This is a genomic window from Actinobaculum suis, from assembly GCF_900618115.1.
Classification (GTDB): domain Bacteria; phylum Actinomycetota; class Actinomycetes; order Actinomycetales; family Actinomycetaceae; genus Actinobaculum; species Actinobaculum suis.
Genome location: NZ_UYIO01000001.1, coordinates 1,837,861 through 1,854,900, shown reverse-complemented (window position 1 = coordinate 1,854,900; position 17,040 = coordinate 1,837,861). Strand labels below are relative to the sequence as shown.

Below are 17,040 nucleotides of genomic sequence, written 5' to 3'. Positions count from 1 at the left end.
GGTTAAAACCCGGTGAGAATGGCGAGATTACAAGAAAAAACGCAGGAAACGATGGAAAGACAGCTGAGCATTATCGAAATCGGAGCGGGGCCTGAGAATAAGGATGATGAGGGACCCGGTGAAATTGAGTTCTCGGTCCTTCAAGCGCTTAGCGAGCTTGAAGAGCAAGGATTACTCAACGGTAAATACATCGCTATAGCGGCAACTTTGAAGAAGACCGCCCGCGCGGTGGATCGGGGCCTGTCTTATGGCGGCAAAATCAGCGTGGCTACGGCGCAACTCACGAAACAGCTATTCGATACTCTCGATAAGCTGCCGCAACCGCAGGGCGATACGGGCTCGGTTTTCGATACTCTCGATGCGACAATCAGCGCGCTTACTATGGAGGCTCTAGCATGAAGCATGGCGCGCCCAAATACGCTACTAAGCGGGATGAATCTTTACCGACTTTAGGCCCGGTAGTTGGCGAGGTATCGCGGCTGGTACGTGGAAAAAAGCTAATGCCATGGCAGCAATACGTAGCCAATGTTGCGTGCGAGCTTTCTAGGGAGCACCCCGGCGAGTTTCGCTATGAAACCGTGATCGTAACGGTGCCGCGCCAAGCTGGGAAATCTGATCTCGTGGGCGCGATTCACACTCACCGACTCATGGCCTACCGGGACCATCACGCGGTGATGACCGCACAAACAGGAAAAGATGCCGGCAAGAGATGGCGCTCCATCGTTGATAACATCGATGATTCTGCAGGCAAGCGCATGAAAGTCAATCGCGGTAAAGGCAGTGAACTTTTAACCTGGTTGCCTACACGCTCTGATCTTTCTCCGTTCGCTCCAACCGTCGATTCAATCCACGGTGATGCATTAAATTTGGCGAGTATTGATGAGGCTTGGGCATTCACACAAGCACAGGGCGCCGATCTGGAAACCGCCATAAAACCGACGTTTCTCACGATCGCTAATTCTCAGCTATGGATAGTTTCCACGCGTGGCACCGCTAATTCTCAATGGCTAAACGAGAAAATAGCGATCGGGAGGGAAGCGGTCAATGATCCTAAAAGCAGAGTTGCTTTCTTCGAGTGGAGCGCGGACGAAGAAGCAGCAGATGCCGACCCGTACTCAGATGCGACTCTCTCATTTCACCCGGCTATCGGATACACACAAACCGCGCGCAAAATCCGTGACCTTGGTGGTGGAAAAGATACTTCGCTCGGAGAATGGCGGCGCTCTTACCTGAATCTTCCTACCTCGACGAATGAAACCGCGATCGATCTGGCCGTGTGGGATTCACTGAAATGGAATTACGATTCCGAGGAAACGGAACGAGACCGGCCTACACGTCCGGAGGATTACGTTCTTGCATGGGACGTTTCGCTAGATGGGCAAAACGCGTCAATTGCGGCCGCATGGATAGACACGGAAGGTAACCCAGCGGTTGAAATTATCGCGACCGCGCCAGGGACCGCGTGGGTAAGAGATGCTCTCCGCCGGGCTGCAGCGCGCGGCTACCGCTCCATCATTTCCGATGACACTGGCCCGAATCGAACAATTCATTTAGACCTCACTGATGTGCCAATGAAAATATGCGGGTGGGATACCTACGGCTCAGCCTGCCAAGCACTCATAGACCGGGTGCGTGAGGGCACAATCACGCACGACGGGAATCCGGTATTACGGGCGGCCATGGAAGTAGCAGTTCTCCGTCAATCAGCGAAAGTGCAAGTATTTGATGCGGCGAAATCGGCGGGAGCTATCGATGCGCTACGCGCGGTAACTCTTGCCCAATACGAAGCAAGTAAGGCACTCCTCGCCCCGGTGGTACCGATTTTCTAGCTTTCATACAAATTGTATGAAAAGTCGCGCTTAAAGGGCCTGAGTGCGTCAAACTAGGCCCCATGAACACGATGCTAGCGAGAATCGCGCGGCACATAGGAACGCGCAGCGTAGATACGACAGCTGCCACCGTCCCGGTGGTGAGCGGTCCACACCTGCCCGCTCGGCGTGCATCTAGTGGTGATCCTCGTTCGCTAGATTCGGTCTATCGGGCACTTTTCATTCTCGAAACCGCTGCCCGGCAATTGACCGTAGACGTGTGGAGGCAAGGCAAGCAGCTACTCGAAGAGCAGCAGCCGGCCGCAATTCGCCGCCCGTCCCTGGAAATGAGTCGCTCGGCATTCATAGCGGAAACCGTGAATTCGCTAGCTCAGCGGGGTAATGCTTTCTGGCGGATCTACCGGCAAGCCTACGAAATTTACGAGGTGCGTATTCTTAACCCCCTGGAAGTCCTCGCCTATCGGGATACAAACAGCGGGCAAATCAAATACACACACCAGGGCCGGCAAGTACGCTCATCAGACATTATCCACATGAAACTAACGCATCAGCCCGGTGAGGTTATGGGTCTAGGTCCGATTCAGGCTTGCGCGGCGACGCTACGCGGTGCAATGGATATGCGCTCATATGCTGATAACTGGACGGCCGCGCCCGGGCGACCTACCGGAATACTCTCCACAGATCAGAATCTAACGCGCGATCAAGCCCAGCAGTGGAAAGAAGCAGCTAATAGTGCTCTCACCCCAGAAAACGGTGTTGGAGTCTTCGGCTCAGGCCTGAAATATCAAGCACTCTTGCTCAACCCCGAAGAACTCCAATTCCTTGAAAACCAGCAAGCGAACGTGACGGCGATTGCGCGAATGTTTGGCATCCCGGCCCGGCTCATCCTCACCACCGTCGAAGGTGGAGCTCAAACCTACGCGAATATGCAGCAAGAAGATATATCTTTTCTTCGCTATACCCTCATGGCCTATCTCCGAGAAATTGAGGAAGCATTTACACAGCTCGCCCCGCGCGGCCAGGTCGTCCGATTCAATCTCGAGGGCTTACTTCGTACGGATACAAAGACCCGCTATGAATCGCACGCCATCGGCCTCTCTAACGGTTTCCTAACCGTAGACGAAGTGCGCTCTATCGAAGGATTACCACCACAAGCAGACCTAGAAATACCACTGCCAGAAGAAGAGGCACAACCAAATGGAGATTAGAACATATCCGCTACAAATCAGAAGCAAGCCAGAAAAGGAAAACAGCGGGAGTGGGTGGGAATTCTCCGCCTTAGCGGTCCCATGGGATACACCCGACGACATAGGTGGCGGCTTTACGGAAACTATTACCCGTGATGCGCTCACCCCGGTGCCCTCCGGCGTCAAGCTCCGGCTCGAGCACGAAACCACGATAGGGAAAATAACAAGAATCACCTCCGAAGAAGATGGGCTGCATATCGATGCCCGCATATCCGATACTGCAGCCGGGCGTGACGCGCGAACGCTCATGCAAGACGGCGCACTCTCCGGCCTATCCATCGGATTTATACCCGACTGGGACGCAGCAGAAATCACCACACACGGAGAACGGACAAACGTAATTCAACGCGGCGGGGAACTCTTCGAGGTCTCGCTCGTTTCTTTCCCTGCATATAAAGATACCCATATCACCGAAATCAGAAACAGAAAGGTAACACCCATGGACACTGACCTTCAAGAATTGCGCGCCGCAACGGAAGAGAATTCGCGGGCTATTGCTAAGCTCTCCGATACTCTCACCTATCAGGAAGCCCCCGCGCTGTGCGCTTTCCGCAGTTTCGGGGAATACGCAAAAGCCCTCATAGATGGCAACGAGGAAGCTCTACGCACCTATACGGGCGCGACCACCGGGGATGACAAAATGAGCCGCCCGGCATGGCTTGATCGGACCCTCGAACAAATGCACCAGAAGATGCGGGTTACCTCCACTTTCACGCACGCGACCGACCTGCCTGCGGAGGGAATGAGCGTAGAATTTCCCGTATTCGGAGAAGATACTCTCGCGGTAGCCAAGCAAGAAAAAGAAGGGGATACGCTTACCTACGGTAAGATCACGCTTACCACCGGGTCAGCCCCGGTATGCACCTACGGTGGCTATGCAGAGGTATCGCGACAAGTTATCGAGCGGTCTTCAGCGATCTACCTTTCAACTTTGCTTACTCGCCAAGCACTGCACTATGCCGGCGTGATTGAATCCGCTACGCAAGCACTCGTTAAAGCGGTTATCGACCTTAACGCGGGAACCGGTGTACATGGGAGTGGGGAAAAGGCTGCACCCTCGCCGCTCACCTTCGAAAAAGCATTCACGGCTCTCACAGATAAAGACGTGCGTTCAATCGTCATCGATGCGGTAGAACACTTCGATTCAGAGACTATGGGGCGTACCCTAGATGGCCTTCTCGTCTCCAAGGATGTACTCAAGCACCTTGCAAACTTGGATACTTCCGCGAAAGTCCTCAAGTTTACGGAAGCGGCCCCCGGCGATATCAACGACGGGACTATCACCGCTCGCACGCTTACTGGAAACCTGGCCGGTATTCCGGTTGTCTTGCTTCCAGGCGCCACTGGAACCATGGCGTTCTATAACCGGGCCGCGATCGAAGTTCACGAATCGCCGGGCGCTCCCCTCCAACTCCAAGAAGAAGAAATTACGCGGCTTTCCAAAACATTCGCAGTGTACGGTTACGCGGTCCACTTCGCCCCTGATCCCAAAGGAATCGTTCCAGTCAAGTTTGGAGCATAAATGCAAATCGATTCGGGCGAAATCTACCAGCGGCTCTCTGCTGCGCTGGAAAGGGACGGCGAGGAAATCGGCGGCGACGCCGCTAACGTGTCTCAATGTGCAGCTGACGCAGCACAACTCGTTGGCGGGTACATCGGCACGGCGGTAATCCCGCCTGCAGTGGCGCTCATGGCGGCAAGCGAGGTCGCTCGTGAATTGTATACGCGCTTATCTGCACCCGGTGGGGTACTCTCGCCCTTTGCTGATGCGGCTCCGGTGCGACTGGCCCGGGACCCGCTGAAGGCTGCATACCCGATTCTGGCCCCCTACCTACCGGGCGGTTTCGCATGAGCGTGCAAGACGATCGGGCGGGTATCGCAGCTGTACTTCGCCAAGCACTGGCCCCCCTAAAGATTGAGGGCCTGGACTACGCACCGGGCACTGTCCGAGCGGGTATCGCTTGGCTCGACTTATCAGAAATACAGGCACCAGAGAACCAAACATTTGCGCACAAGAAAATGCGTGTGACGTGGCGGGTAACAATCACGGTGAGCGCCACGCTAACCGTGATTGAAGCCCAAAAGCAGCTAGACGCGGCCCTTGATGCGGCGATGAGCGCAATCGTGGCTAGCGGCGCTGCAGACGTCGAAACTGCTGGCGAATACTTCGGCATTACGGAAACTAATGGCGCGACGTTCCCAGCTGTAAGGCTCACGCTTTCTTCAATCATCGATATTTAGAAAGGAATAACTTCCATGGCAGCAAGAAATAGGCTTACCGGCTCAACACTTTCCCTCATCATTGACGGCAATGAATATAAGCAAGATGTATCCGAGTACGAGTACAGCGAGGATGAAAAAGACTCGGGAACACTTACCTTTGCAGACGCGGCCGCGGGAGCAATTGCATCCGGAAAGCTAAAAGTAACCATGATTCAAAGCCTGGATACAGACTCACTTCACCAGGTCATGATGGAGCACCCAGGAAAGCGAGCAGTTCCCTTCACGCTGGCGCCCTTGGGCAATTCGTCCCCTTCACCCACACAGCCGCATTTTACGGGCACCGTAGATTTCCCGCGTACCCGGCCCTCCCTCGGTCTGGCCGCCGGCGACGATGACGCCACTACAGAAGTTGAGCTGAAGGTTACGGGCTGGAAAAAGATCACGAGCCCTGGATCTAGATCGCTATGAAGTTCAATGATGCCCAGCTTTCAATAACCCAGGGAGAAACAGGCCTATACGTCACGGGCCTCAGGGAGACGATTCGCGCCCTGGAACGATCGGGAGCGGCAACGGCCGATATCAAGGAAACGATGCGGACCATTGCAAATGTTGTTGCCGGTCCAGCCCGGCAAATGGTGCCTATCGGCAAAACCGGCAAGCTACTTTCTTCGATCCGGGTAGGTGCAGCCAAAACGAAAGCTACGGTTAGGGCCGGGAGCGCCCGTGTTCCGTATGCAGGCATCATCCATTACGGCTGGCCGGAAAGGAAAATCCGGGCCCGGCCTTTCCTCGATGATGCCCGCGCCAGTCGCCTAACCGAAATTCAATCTGCTCTCATAGACGGGCTCGGCAAGATTCTTGACTCCTACCAGCTCGACAACAACCTATAGAAAGGGAAAATCATGGCTGAAGCCGTATCGAATCAAATCAACGATTTCTCGCAATCCATCACGATGGCAGAATTAGCACTCTTTGAAGCTCTTACCGGCGAAGAGCTAGGTAATGCGGACACGGCCACAACCGTTGCAGGCATGGCCGCAGTGGCCGCTCACCGGCTTGGGCACTCGCTCACTCTAGAGGACGCTCAGAGCCTTTCCATGAAAGACGTAACGAGCGTGATTGACGCGGCAGCAGGTGTGCACTGTGCACACACTGACGCGGCATCAAACCTCATGGCGGCTATCGCGGGAAAATAAGCCGCGCGCGGGAAAAGGATCTAGGAAACTTCGCCGTTCATTTCCACTTCCGCCCGCGCGATTACTGGGCAATGACCGTGCAGGAACGAGCTGCCATCATCAGGCAGGCGAATAAGGCGACAAAACGGAGGTAGCGTAGTGGCAAAGAGCAAAGCCATCAAAATCGCGGTTCTTGCAGACACGCGTCAGTTTCGCCGGGCCATGCAAAATGTGGGTGATGTATCGGGCTTCAATGCGCTGAAAAAGGGACTCGGAAAGGTAGGCGAAAAGCTCAAAGCGGTTGCGAAGATCGGGGCAGTAGCAGCCACCGCAATCGGGGGCGCGGCGATCAAGGCAGCATCAGATTTAGAACAATCAGCCGGCACAATTGACGACGTATTCAAGCAATACGCGTCAACAGTTCACGCTACGGCCCGGCAAGCATCGAAAAGCCTAGGTCTTTCCGAAAACTCCTACAACGAGCTAGCGACTGTCATCGCAACGCAATTGAAGAACGGCGGGACCGCTCTTGACCAACTCGCTGGCAAATCAAATGAGCTCATTAGCTTAGGGGCTGATCTTTCAGCCGGTTTTGGAGGCTCGACCGTAGACGCGGTAAACGCCATTTCGAGCGCCCTAAAAGGGGAGAGGGATCCGATCGAGCGTTATGGTGTTTCTCTTAATCAGGCGGCTGTAGATGCTAAGGCAGCAGAGCTTGGTTTCACGAAGGTAGGCGGGAGCCTATCGAATGAAGCAAATCAAGCGGCAACGCTAGCCCTAATCATGGAGCAAACTACCGATTTCCATGGCAAATTTGCTTCGGAATCGGACACGCTTGCTCATAAGGTGCAGGTCCTTAAAGCTCAATTCGAAAACGGCGCGGCCACAATCGGAAGTTTCCTCATTCCTGCAGTTTCGGCGGCTGCTGGTTGGCTCTCCGATAACCTGGGCCCGGCCATCGAGAGAATATCTGCGTGGATGAAATCAAATTTTGTACCCGCCTTGCAAACCATAAAACAGAAATTTGCTGAGTGGAAGCCAGCCATTCAAGATACAGCCCAGAAGATCGGGGCGATGCTACTGGCTACCTTGCGCTCACTCGGCAGTTTCATAACTGGTACTCTCGTTCCCGCTCTGACCTCGGTAGTGGATTGGATAGGGCGTAACAAGACTCTCATTATCACGCTAGGTTCAGCGATTCTTGGTGCTCTTGCCGCGTGGAAGGCCTATCAGACCGCAATGGCCGTGTGGAAGGCAGCAGTAGCGGGCTGGACGGCGTTGCAGGCTGCATTCAATGCCGTCATGTCCGCTAACCCGGTAATGCTTGTCGTGGTTGCTATAGGTGCACTCGTTGCTGGATTCATCGCGCTATGGAATAACTGTGAAGGTTTTCGGAATTTCTGGATTGGACTGTGGGAGGGCATTAAAGGGACGGTCAACGCGGTAGTAACGTGGTTCACTGAGACTGTTCCGGCCTTTTTCTCTTCTGCCATAGCTTCCATAAAAGCGTACTTTCAGGGCCTCAGAGATCGGCTTAGTGCGATTTGGGAAAATATCAAAGCGGGCGTAGTTGGTGCCGTGACAGGAATCGTTTCGTGGTTCCAGAGCTTGCCGGGCCGAATCGGTCAGCACATGGAATCATTGAAGCGCCAGATAAAAGAGGGAATCGATCGCGCTGTGCAGTTCTTCCGGGATATGCCTGGATCAATTCTCAGGGCGCTTGGGAATCTTGGTTCCCTGCTTCTCGATGCCGGTAAGAAGATAATCGGCGGGTTCATTGATGGGATCAAGAGTAAATTCAATGCCGTCAAAGAGACTCTCGGAAATCTCACAGATAAACTTTTCGGATGGAAAGGTCCTCCAAAGCGTGACGCCGTGATTCTCAAGCGCTCCGGCCAGCTCGTAATAGACGGGTTCATCACAGGGCTTGAGTCGCGCTACGGTGCGGTGCGGAACACGCTAGGCCAGCTCACAACGAATCTGCCGGGCATGATGCCTAAACCGTCATATGTACCGCCGTCAGGCGGCCCGCTGTATGGCTATGCGCCTAGCGGGGCACCGATCATTATCAACGTTACTTCGAACATGCTCCAGCCTAGCCCGCAGGCCGGGCGCATGATCGCTGAGTCCATCGGTGAATATGTGCGCACCTCCGGCAGAAAGGTAGCCCTCTCATGAGCACGGTGCATGAAAGCGAAATACTTACCGGGGCGCGGCTTGATACGGCGGGGAATATTCAGCTCACCGCGTCGAGTGCGCATATCCGCCTCGACCCGATCGACCGGGGCCGGTCGTGGTCGCTGATCGTGCGGATCATAACGGGTTCGGCTTATGGCCTGCCGGCGATCGGTTTCCAGGGCGCCATATGGAACCCCAGCAGGTATGCACTGAGCGGCGCAACCCGCTCATTCGTGATTGATGCAGATCTCCCTCTCGATATTGACATTTCCGGATTGAGATACGGGGCAAGGATAGCGGTAACGGTGGAATGCTCGGGGCCGCTTGACGGCCCGCGCCGCCTGGCTCTCCTTGCTTACACGCCACGCATGGAAATGAGGGGGAAGCTCTTCGGCACCGCCGTGTTTAACGCAGCAACATTTCCGGATGAGACGAAAACGCGACCTTGGGCGATCTTCGAGCAAAGTTTCTTCGACCGTAGCCAGTTTCCGGTGGGAGGCACGCTGTATTCGTGGTATCCGATTCATGGCCCGGCTACCGAGATCACTTACACGCGCGGCATCACCTACAACGGCTTCACTGGTAATGCGGAGCCGGGCACGCTGAGCGCGCGGATCTACAACGACCTAGACCCGCGCGCGAGTAGCCTAATTCGGGGCACCCCCATCGTGCTTATCGATTGCGCTACGCGCACGAGGCTATTTACTGGCACGATCGACAAAACGATATCGACGCCGGCGAAAGATGGCACTTACACAGTCGAAATAAGCGCGATCGACGCCATCGGCGAGCTGGCGGCTACCACGAAATACCAGGAAACTAGGCGGTCGGCGGTGCGGTGGGATAAGGCGATGCGCGAGCTAATCAAAGACCGGCCCATAAGTACTACTCTCTCCGGTGACGGGCGGCCATATATCGGCGACATGGTGAAAGAAGCATCTCTCACTGAGTGGATAGATATTTACGCGGCCACCGCGGGCATCGTTTGGTGGGCAGATCGATATGGCGTGATTACGATGCGCGCGACTCCGGCATCATCGCCGGTGGCAGCGATCGTTATGGACGGCGCGCAGCCTTCTTCCCTGCCTTCCTTAGAACCCGTGGACGCCGTAGCCACTGTAGATACTTCGACGGCTATAGCCACCATCGAAGCAACAAATAACTCGGCGGTGCGCAACGAGCAAGGAGAGTGGCAAGGGACCACAACAACAGTGCGGGCTACTAACGCGACGATCGCGGCAGAAGTGGGGAATACGCGGCTCACCATAGAAACCGCCGCCGGCAACATCTTCGATTTGCAAACGCTGCTCAATTCAGCCGTGGAGGCGTATACGCCGCATCAAGTGCTGGATTCAGTCACGGTCACTCCGTGGCATGAAGCAACCGGAACCTACCGTGAAACTGAGCTCAATACGCTCATCAGTCTTGAGGTGATGGACCCGGTGGCAACGGCTTACCGAGGAACGGAAGCTACGCAGCACATCACCCAAATAACCCAAACGATCATGCCCACGTCGTGGACTACATCGCTCACTCTCACACAATGGAAAGGAACGAGAAAGTGAAACAGCCGTTTAAGGCAGGCGAGCTTATCCGCGCCGAGCGGATGAACGAAGAATTCCAAGCAGTCGAATCGCGTGCAGACGCCGCCCGGGACGGAGCCCGATTCTCGATCGGAGGGCTCTCCTCTTGGGCCAATTCGTCGATCACGATCATTCGGCGCGGTAATACTTTTACAATTACTGCATCATTCACTAAAGGATCGCCCATTAATGGCTATAACCAGAACGTTGCCTTTATCAATAATGCGCAATTTCGGCCAACAAGTACGATCGCTCTACCGGCGGTTTCGGTGATCGCGGGTAACCCTGCACCTTACCAGGCCGGGGCCGTAATAGTTATAGAAGCAAGTGGAAACGTGCACTGCTACGTAGAACAAGCAACGTCCGCAGTTTACGTCATGGGTGCGTGGCTAGTATGAGCTATTGGACGCCGGGGGCCGCTCACCGGCCTGTATGTAATTACACGAACCGGGCGCGCCCGCGCACGGACGGCGTAGTTTTGCACGTAACCGCCGCCCCGGGAGCCACTTCGCAGTTCGGTTGGTTCAATAATCGCAATAGTGGAGTTTCAGCACACTTCCATGTAGCCGCTGACGGGCGGCTAGAGCAATACATTGATGCTGATCTGATCGCATGGGCACAGCGGGGCGGGGACCAGCGGCTGCTTTCGATTGAAACACAGGGCGGGGCTAATGGAAGATGGACGCCTGAGCAAGCATCGACTCTCGCCCGCCTGATCCGTGATCTTGCCGAGCATTATGACTTCCCTATTTCGCTCATGGGCTCATCGCGTACCAGTGAGCGTGGCATTGGCTATCACGCCCTGGGCGTACCCGCCACGCGCTCCCAGCTCAACGCGGGTATATCCCAGACCGGCGGCGAGCTATGGAGCAGCGCTGTCGGAAAAGTATGCCCGGGTCCGGAGCGAATCGCTCAAATTCCCGAAATCATAGCGGCCGCGGCAGGCTGCACCCAGCAACCGCTAAAGGCTGCACAAATCCAAGGAACGGAGAACGAAATGACCCCTGAACAAGCTCAACAACTTGCTGAAGCGCACTGGCTTATCGGTAATTCTTTGGCCCCGGCTGCAGGGCGCACCGAACAACGGACCGAAGAAATCATAAACACGACTCGGGCCATGAGCGCACAAATCGCGGCGCTTAGCGCAAGCGTGAAAGCTCTTTCTGAAGCAAAGGGACTCGATTCTGCCCAGGTGGCGACATCGATCGACGCAGCAGTTAGCGAAGCTCTAAAAGACCTCAAGGTCACGCTCACGACCACACCGGAAGGGGAATAAGCACATGGATATTGCACTTACTCTCGCATCAGTTCCTGCAGTCCTTGCTGTAGTAAACCTGCTGAAAAGCTTAGGTCTTTCCGGAAAATGGAGCGCCCTCGCCGCCGTCCTCATCGCGGTAGGCATCAGCCTCTCCGTAGCACTATTCGGAGAAAACGCGGTTTTCCAGGCATGCGCTAGCGGGCTCATCCTTGGTCTTTCCGCAGCTGGGCTCTACGACGTCGGTAAAAGCGCCCGTCCTCCCGCTACTAGCAAGCATGCGCGGGAGGTGAGCTAGTCAGGTGTCATGGGTTAGCGCCTTAGGTGGCGGGGTTGGAATTGCTGCCATCATCACGGCATTGGCGTCTCTTATTACGCTCTCACGGCGGGCTAAAGCTACGGAAACCGCGGCTAGCTCAGCTGCGCAAGCCGCTAACTCAGCCGCCGCGCAGCTTACGCCTAATCACGGCTCCACGGTTTCAGATGCAATAAATCGCATCGAGAAAATGGTTTCGTCGCAAGGTCACCAGATAGGAGAAATACGCCGTGATGCGGCAGTAACACACGAAATGATCGCTGATCGGCTCTCAGAGCACGGCGACCAAATAACCAGGCTCTACGAGCTTTACGGCAAGCCCCGCAACAAACCCTAAGCCGCTGCCTGCGCTACTTTGCGTAGCCGTGCAGCATCTATGGCTACGTATCGCTGTGTAGTACTCGGTGATGCGTGACCTAATAGGTGCTGCACGGCCAGCAAGTCGCTTGATGCTGCATACGCTCGAGTGGCGAAAGTATGCCTGAGAGCGTGCATAGTAACCCCCGCGGGTAGCGCATTAGAAACCAGTTTTCCTACACGCCCCGCGCTTAAGTGGCCGTTAATTGCGCCGGGAAAAGCAAACCCGCCATTCGCCATGCACGCCCGGCGCACGGCCCGCGCGAGCTCATCGGTTAACGGTACGATGCGCTCTTTACCACCTTTCCCGTGGACGAGGAGGCTCCAGCCGGTCAAATCTTCGAAGAGGTCCATTATATGCACTTGTGCTACTTCACCCCGCCTCAATCCAGCTTCGGCGCTCAATCTCAGCATGAGGGTTACGCGAGAGCTACTATCATGCTCTGCTTTTGCAATGACTTTTAAGGCAGCTGGTCGCGGTCTAGGTTCTTGAGGCTTGACCTTCGGCAAGCTGATCGCCGGATTGTCCTTCCGCCGGCCCGTTGCCATAAGCCACGCGTAAAATGTTGATACAGTGCTCTTCGCTGAGCGCCTTGTCTCACGTGCCCAATTGCGATGAGCGAGGAATGCTTCTAATTCATCGCTGGAAGCTGCCTCCAAGCTGCCTACCATCTTTGCTAGGCGCTTCAGATACCGCCGCCGTAAATAAATCGTGTGCTCGGAAGCCCCGCCCGCGCGTAAATGAGTTATGAAACCTTCGATGAGAAAAGAGTTAGTTTCCATCGAATCATTATTGGAAACGGCCCTTAACGTGCGCAAAACCATGGCCCTATGCGATGCGTAACACAGGGCGCAAGGCAGGGCGACCGTAATCAGTGGGTTGTGGGTTCGAGTCCCTCGCGGTGTACGGCATGAAACGGTCTGGGAATTGCAGCAAATTCCGGGCCGTTTCACTGTTTTCGGACCTGGCGAGGCACGCCGCCACGCTGGCCCGGGGTGCACAGCAAACCTGTATAAGGCGCCGCAAAGATCTGCAAAACCGCGGCCGCGCCCAGCATTTGCGTAAGCTAGATCATCTTTTGCTCTAAGCGTAGAGCCACTGTGTGGGCGTAGCTGCTAGAGCCGTGTGGGCGTAGCTACTCAAGGCAGTTGCCATACCTAGACGTTCTGCGCCCACGGAATCCCTTCGGCGTTTGTTGTGAACGTGCGCTACCGCTTTACTGTCGCTAAATCAGCTTGCTGTTGCTGAACCGGCTTGCCGTCGCTAAGGCACCTTTCGGCCATGTTTTCCGCGCAGTTTCTTGATTACGCTGGTGCCATGTATATTGCGTCGAGATTTTGGGTGGAACCTGAGGAGGCACTGCGCCAGGCCGCGCGGATCGGCGTCGGCAACCTAATAACACACGGAGAGCGTGGGCTTGACGCCACTTTGCTCCCCTTCAACCTCGCCACCGCGGCGGACGGCACCCCCGTTTTACACGCGCATTGCGGGAAAGTGAACCCGCAGTGGCAAGACGAAGGGGAGTGCCTCATGGTGGTTACCGGGCCAAACGCGTATATTTCCACGGCGGATATGCCTCCCGCTGCGCTCCACTCGCGGCTCGCGCGCGTACCCACATGGAATTACGTGACTGTCCACTTGCGCGGGCAACTTATTGCGCATCACGACGCCGAATGGAAACTTCGTACCTTGGGAGAGCTCCTCGCCGCCCACGAACCAAACTGGGAACCGGGCCGGGAGCTAATTCCGGGAGTGAACCTCGGGACGGTTCTGGAAGCAAGCCAGGAGCCGGGCAGGGAACAGAGTCAGGGGCCGAGCCGGGAAAAACTCCCGCCTATGTTGCGTGCGCTCGTCGGCCTGGAAATCCGAATTACCAGTGTGGAAGGTAAAGCCAAGCTTTCGCAGAATCTTGGCGCGGCGGAGATTCGCCACACCGCGCAGTCCCTGCGAGCGCGTAGCGCAGAAGGCGGGAAAGATGCGCCGAGTGCACCGAGTACACCGAGTGCGCCGAGTGCCGATAATGAACCGAGTACATCGAGTGCCGGTAGCGCACCGGGCGTGCCGGAAGACGCGGAAACAGTGCCCGGCCACGGTGACTATTATCCGGCCTACAGCGATCCGTGGGCGCGAGCCCAAGCCGGTTACGTGGCGGACTTGATGGAAAGAATCGCGGTACCGTGGGCAGAAAACCGGGAAGGGCGCGTGGAAGATGCCACGCAGAAGCACGCGGAACGCATGGCCGCGTGGCGGGAAAGTACCCCGTACGGGGGCGAAGATGGGCTTACGGCAAGGGACATTGCCGAGGCAATCCAGGCAGATTACGAACGCGAGTGAGGCGCTGAAAGCACCTTAGAGCTGCCAATGTCAGGCTCAATAAAACTTGAGTCATTGCAACTCAATGCGAGGTGATTTTATTCCCGTGTTACCGCGGTTTAGCCGAAAAGTTTACTGACCGAGAAAAATCGCAAATTTGCGGAACAAAAACCGGGATTTTAGCGCTGACTATAGCGAACGGGGAAACCGGAAGGACGGATTCGAAAGTCCGAAACCTCGGGACTCCGAGACCTCGGGACTATGAACCGGGAAAACGGGAGTTTCGAAGGGAGTTTCGAAGGGGGCTTCGGAGTCTGTGCGGTGAAGGTTTCTTCCAGTAGTTTGATCACAGGTTTAAGGAAGAGGTAGTTGTTATGGCTAATGATGTTGAGCGCACGTTCTCGCGGATGTTGGATCCCTTTGAAGGTTTCTTTGCCGTGCCTACCCGCATTATGCGTCAGGGTACGGGCGGTGCAATTAGTTTCGGGGAACAGTATCGTTCCGTGCTGAAGAAGAACGAGGATGGGTACGAAGTAGTATTCGATGTGCCGGGCTTTGCGGAAGATGAGCTCGATCTGTCCGTCTATCCGGATCGCATCACTTTGCGGGCCGAACAAGAGGTAGAGACCGACGGCGGTAAGACCACGCGCAAGCTCACCCGTGATCTGGGCTTTGACAGCCCGGTAGATACTTCCACGGTCAAGGCAGAGTTGCAGAACGGCGTCCTGACTGTAACTGCGAAGACTTCGGAAGCTTCGCAAGGCCGCAAGATCCAGATCGGCGGCGCGGCTAACTAAGTCTTGAAGCGCGGTAGCGGTCGTGCTAACTAAGGAATTTGCATAAACGAAGGATTTGCATAAACGAAGGCGGCGTGCCGCGTACAAAACCCGCGGGCCTGGTACAAGAACTTTGTGCCAGGCCCGCGGCGTTTTTAAACCATAAGTACCACGGGGACGAGCGCAATTTTGATAATGATCGCGAAGGCAAAGAGGGCCGCATATGCGGCGTCGATCCGTTCGTCAGAGACCTTAGAAACCGCGGCCTCCAAGATCGCTGCCTGCCCGAGGAACCCGGCCATCGCCCCGGCGCTACGCGGCGCGGAAAGATTGAGCCAGTAGCGGCACAGTAACAAAATCGCGATGCAGCCAACTATGGTCACGATGATTGCGGTGAGCGCTGCCTTCCACGCGAGGGGAGAAGTGAGGACGGTAGCGAAAGAAGGCCCGGCCGTGAGCCCCAAACCGGCCAAGAACAAAAGGAGGCCGAATTGCCGCAAGGTGAGATTAGCGGCGTCGGGCAACTGCCACACGAACGGCCCGGTACGCCGTAACGCCCCTAAAATCATGCCGGCGATAAGCGGACCGGCCGCGGTACCCAAAGAAAACGTGATCCCACCGGGTAAAGGTACCGCAATCAATCCCACCACGATTCCGATGGTGAGGCCGAGCGCCAAAGTAAGCGCATCAACTTCCGAAACCTTACGCTCTGAGTTACCAAAAATCGCTTCCACTTCTGCGTAATACTTTTCCGGGACGACCACGGCTACTCGATCTCCCGGCTGCAGCACCGAAATACCATCGGCTAACATTTCGAGATCTCCGCGTTGCACTCGCGTGACCGTGGCCCCATAACGTGCCGGCAAAGAAAGTTCGGCAATCTTGCGGGAAAAAATATCCGGATTGGAAACCACAAAGCGCTCAAATTCCACATCGGAACGGTCATCTGCTAAATGGGTAGAGGCGAGCTGGCCGAGCTGCTTGGTCACCGCCGCAATCGGCTCCGGTAAGCCCACTGCGACCACGCGATCGCCACGTAACAAATCCTCGCCGGGCAGCACAACCCGCGTCTTTCCATCCCGCTGCAGATAAGAAAACTGGACTTTCCTTTCCCGCCACTGCGGAATATCACGCAGATTTACAGAGTTTTCCACCATGATCGTTACGGGGGTGAGTTGCGCGTCAGCAAGAGAAGGGGTGTCCTTCTTTCCCGGCCACTTTTTAGCGACGACGCCGGACACAATCACGATCCCAATAACTACGGCCAGAGGATACCCAAAGGCATAACCCACCGAAGGTTCGGCGCTACCGGAAATAGAATTAGCGGCAGCCATGGCCGGCGCGGAAGTCATCGCGCCCGTAAATAGGCCGGCAAGTAAATCATGCGGAATATCGAAGAGTTTGCCGCACAAGATCGAGACCACCGCGGCAATACCGGTAGCAATTATAGAAGCGCCCATTAGCCCCAGATTGGACCGGAGCTGCGAGAAAAACCCGGCGCCAGCAGCAATTCCGATCGTATACACGAAAAGTGCCAGACCCAAAGCCTGCACGAGTTCCATTCCTTCCCCTACCGAAGGTTCGATCGCGGAAAGCACCAACCCCACAAAGAGGGCTCCGGCCGCGCCGAAACGGATTTTTCCGAACGGAATCGCGCCAATAATAGAGCCGGCGGCAATAACCACAAATAAGGTAAGCAGGGGACTCGACGCCAAAAGATGCATGGAACGCCTCCTAAATTCTCAAGCGTTGGGCCGGCACAGCGGGGTGGGCCCGCAGTTTTGCCG

The 17,040-nt window shown here is 55.8% G+C and carries 19 protein-coding genes; 17 read left to right on the top strand and 2 right to left on the bottom strand.

The annotated features are described in order from the left end of the window. Nucleotides 1-18: 18 nt before the first annotated feature. The 15 genes from H8274_RS07535 to H8274_RS07465 all read left to right on the top strand — a co-directional run bounded on the left by H8274_RS07535 (nt 19) and on the right by H8274_RS07465 (nt 12,143). Nucleotides 19-399, top strand: a complete 381-nt coding sequence (locus H8274_RS07535) for a hypothetical protein (RefSeq protein ID WP_185934212.1) — start codon at nt 19-21, stop codon at nt 397-399. Continuing rightward, nucleotides 396-1,829, top strand: a complete 1,434-nt coding sequence (locus H8274_RS07530) for a hypothetical protein (protein WP_185934211.1) — start codon at nt 396-398, stop codon at nt 1,827-1,829. The genes H8274_RS07535 and H8274_RS07530 overlap by 4 nt, the downstream gene beginning before the upstream one ends. A 62-nt stretch (nt 1,830-1,891) precedes the next feature. Then, nucleotides 1,892-3,037: a phage portal protein gene (locus tag H8274_RS07525; protein ID WP_244924571.1), complete on the top strand. Its 1,146-nt coding sequence runs from the start codon at nt 1,892-1,894 to the stop codon at nt 3,035-3,037. Continuing rightward, nucleotides 3,027-4,598, top strand: a complete 1,572-nt coding sequence (locus tag H8274_RS07520) for an HK97 family phage prohead protease (RefSeq protein ID WP_185934210.1) — start codon at nt 3,027-3,029, stop codon at nt 4,596-4,598. The genes H8274_RS07525 and H8274_RS07520 overlap by 11 nt, the downstream gene beginning before the upstream one ends. Next, nucleotides 4,599-4,928: a hypothetical protein gene (locus H8274_RS07515; protein WP_185934209.1), complete on the top strand. Its 330-nt coding sequence runs from the start codon at nt 4,599-4,601 to the stop codon at nt 4,926-4,928. It begins immediately after the preceding gene. A 173-nt stretch (nt 4,929-5,101) separates the two neighbouring features. Further along, entirely contained in the window at nt 5,102-5,317 is a 216-nt protein-coding gene (locus H8274_RS09585) for a hypothetical protein (protein WP_221884777.1), read from the top strand. A 15-nt stretch (nt 5,318-5,332) separates the two neighbouring features. Next, the gene (locus H8274_RS07505) at nt 5,333-5,767 is read left to right on the top strand and encodes a hypothetical protein (protein WP_185934207.1); all 435 of its coding nucleotides are present in this window, start codon (nt 5,333-5,335) and stop codon (nt 5,765-5,767) included. Continuing rightward, entirely contained in the window at nt 5,764-6,189 is a 426-nt protein-coding gene (locus H8274_RS07500) for an HK97 gp10 family phage protein (RefSeq protein WP_185934206.1), read from the top strand. The genes H8274_RS07505 and H8274_RS07500 overlap by 4 nt, the downstream gene beginning before the upstream one ends. 12 nt (nt 6,190-6,201) lie before the next feature. Next, nucleotides 6,202-6,495, top strand: coding sequence for a hypothetical protein (locus H8274_RS07495; RefSeq protein ID WP_185934205.1), 294 nt, complete (start codon nt 6,202-6,204; stop codon nt 6,493-6,495). A 138-nt stretch (nt 6,496-6,633) separates the two neighbouring features. Further along, nucleotides 6,634-8,652, top strand: coding sequence for a phage tail tape measure protein (locus H8274_RS07490; protein WP_185934204.1), 2,019 nt, complete (start codon nt 6,634-6,636; stop codon nt 8,650-8,652). Beyond that, entirely contained in the window at nt 8,649-10,217 is a 1,569-nt protein-coding gene (locus tag H8274_RS07485) for a hypothetical protein (protein WP_185934203.1), read from the top strand. Before H8274_RS07490 ends, H8274_RS07485 begins: the two co-directional genes overlap by 4 nt. Then, the gene (locus tag H8274_RS07480; protein WP_185934202.1) at nt 10,196-10,633 is read left to right on the top strand and encodes a hypothetical protein; all 438 of its coding nucleotides are present in this window, start codon (nt 10,196-10,198) and stop codon (nt 10,631-10,633) included. Before H8274_RS07485 ends, H8274_RS07480 begins: the two co-directional genes overlap by 22 nt. Then, complete coding sequence (locus tag H8274_RS07475) at nt 10,630-11,511, top strand: N-acetylmuramoyl-L-alanine amidase (RefSeq protein ID WP_244924622.1); 882 nt, start codon at nt 10,630-10,632, stop codon at nt 11,509-11,511. Before H8274_RS07480 ends, H8274_RS07475 begins: the two co-directional genes overlap by 4 nt. A 4-nt stretch (nt 11,512-11,515) precedes the next feature. After that, nucleotides 11,516-11,788: a hypothetical protein gene (locus tag H8274_RS07470; RefSeq protein ID WP_185934200.1), complete on the top strand. Its 273-nt coding sequence runs from the start codon at nt 11,516-11,518 to the stop codon at nt 11,786-11,788. 4 nt (nt 11,789-11,792) lie between these two features. After that, nucleotides 11,793-12,143: a hypothetical protein gene (locus H8274_RS07465; protein WP_185934199.1), complete on the top strand. Its 351-nt coding sequence runs from the start codon at nt 11,793-11,795 to the stop codon at nt 12,141-12,143. Here H8274_RS07465 and H8274_RS10030 read toward each other — a convergent pair. Next, nucleotides 12,140-12,712 carry a tyrosine-type recombinase/integrase gene (locus H8274_RS10030; RefSeq protein ID WP_420807984.1) on the bottom strand — a complete coding sequence of 191 codons (573 nt, stop codon included), beginning with the start codon at nt 12,710-12,712 and terminating at the stop codon, nt 12,140-12,142. The two genes, H8274_RS07465 and H8274_RS10030, sit on opposite strands and share 4 nt — an antisense overlap. Before the next feature lie 769 nt (nt 12,713-13,481). On the opposite strand from H8274_RS10030, the gene H8274_RS07455 reads away from it, so the two are divergent. Together H8274_RS07455 and H8274_RS07450 are read left to right on the top strand one after the other, a co-directional pair. Then, nucleotides 13,482-14,498: an FMN-binding negative transcriptional regulator gene (locus tag H8274_RS07455; protein ID WP_176764464.1), complete on the top strand. Its 1,017-nt coding sequence runs from the start codon at nt 13,482-13,484 to the stop codon at nt 14,496-14,498. A gap of 353 nt (nt 14,499-14,851) precedes the next feature. Then, the gene (locus tag H8274_RS07450) at nt 14,852-15,274 is read left to right on the top strand and encodes an Hsp20/alpha crystallin family protein (protein ID WP_185934197.1); all 423 of its coding nucleotides are present in this window, start codon (nt 14,852-14,854) and stop codon (nt 15,272-15,274) included. A 134-nt stretch (nt 15,275-15,408) separates the two neighbouring features. Here the strand turns inward: H8274_RS07450 and H8274_RS07445 are convergent, their stop codons facing one another. After that, nucleotides 15,409-16,977 carry an aspartate:alanine exchanger family transporter gene (locus H8274_RS07445; protein ID WP_185934196.1) on the bottom strand — a complete coding sequence of 523 codons (1,569 nt, stop codon included), beginning with the start codon at nt 16,975-16,977 and terminating at the stop codon, nt 15,409-15,411. Between the last annotated feature and the right edge of the window lie 63 nt (nt 16,978-17,040).

Excerpts from the sequence above, each read along its gene's own strand:
- H8274_RS07535 (WP_185934212.1), top strand. The coding sequence starts at position 19 with ATGGCGAGATTACAAGAAAAAACGCAGGAAACGATGGAAAGACAGCTG.
- H8274_RS07530 (WP_185934211.1), top strand. The coding sequence starts at position 396 with ATGAAGCATGGCGCGCCCAAATACGCTACTAAGCGGGATGAATCTTTA.
- H8274_RS07525 (WP_244924571.1), top strand. The coding sequence starts at position 1,892 with ATGAACACGATGCTAGCGAGAATCGCGCGGCACATAGGAACGCGCAGC.
- H8274_RS07520 (WP_185934210.1), top strand. The coding sequence starts at position 3,027 with ATGGAGATTAGAACATATCCGCTACAAATCAGAAGCAAGCCAGAAAAG.
- H8274_RS07515 (WP_185934209.1), top strand. The coding sequence starts at position 4,599 with ATGCAAATCGATTCGGGCGAAATCTACCAGCGGCTCTCTGCTGCGCTG.
- H8274_RS07505 (WP_185934207.1), top strand. The coding sequence starts at position 5,333 with ATGGCAGCAAGAAATAGGCTTACCGGCTCAACACTTTCCCTCATCATT.
- H8274_RS07500 (WP_185934206.1), top strand. The coding sequence starts at position 5,764 with ATGAAGTTCAATGATGCCCAGCTTTCAATAACCCAGGGAGAAACAGGC.
- H8274_RS07495 (WP_185934205.1), top strand. The coding sequence starts at position 6,202 with ATGGCTGAAGCCGTATCGAATCAAATCAACGATTTCTCGCAATCCATC.
- H8274_RS07485 (WP_185934203.1), top strand. The coding sequence starts at position 8,649 with ATGAGCACGGTGCATGAAAGCGAAATACTTACCGGGGCGCGGCTTGAT.
- H8274_RS07480 (WP_185934202.1), top strand. The coding sequence starts at position 10,196 with ATGGAAAGGAACGAGAAAGTGAAACAGCCGTTTAAGGCAGGCGAGCTT.
- H8274_RS07475 (WP_244924622.1), top strand. The coding sequence starts at position 10,630 with ATGAGCTATTGGACGCCGGGGGCCGCTCACCGGCCTGTATGTAATTAC.
- H8274_RS07470 (WP_185934200.1), top strand. The coding sequence starts at position 11,516 with ATGGATATTGCACTTACTCTCGCATCAGTTCCTGCAGTCCTTGCTGTA.
- H8274_RS10030 (WP_420807984.1), bottom strand. The coding sequence starts at position 12,712 with ATGGCAACGGGCCGGCGGAAGGACAATCCGGCGATCAGCTTGCCGAAG.
- H8274_RS07455 (WP_176764464.1), top strand. The coding sequence starts at position 13,482 with ATGTATATTGCGTCGAGATTTTGGGTGGAACCTGAGGAGGCACTGCGC.
- H8274_RS07450 (WP_185934197.1), top strand. The coding sequence starts at position 14,852 with ATGGCTAATGATGTTGAGCGCACGTTCTCGCGGATGTTGGATCCCTTT.
- H8274_RS07445 (WP_185934196.1), bottom strand. The coding sequence starts at position 16,977 with ATGCATCTTTTGGCGTCGAGTCCCCTGCTTACCTTATTTGTGGTTATT.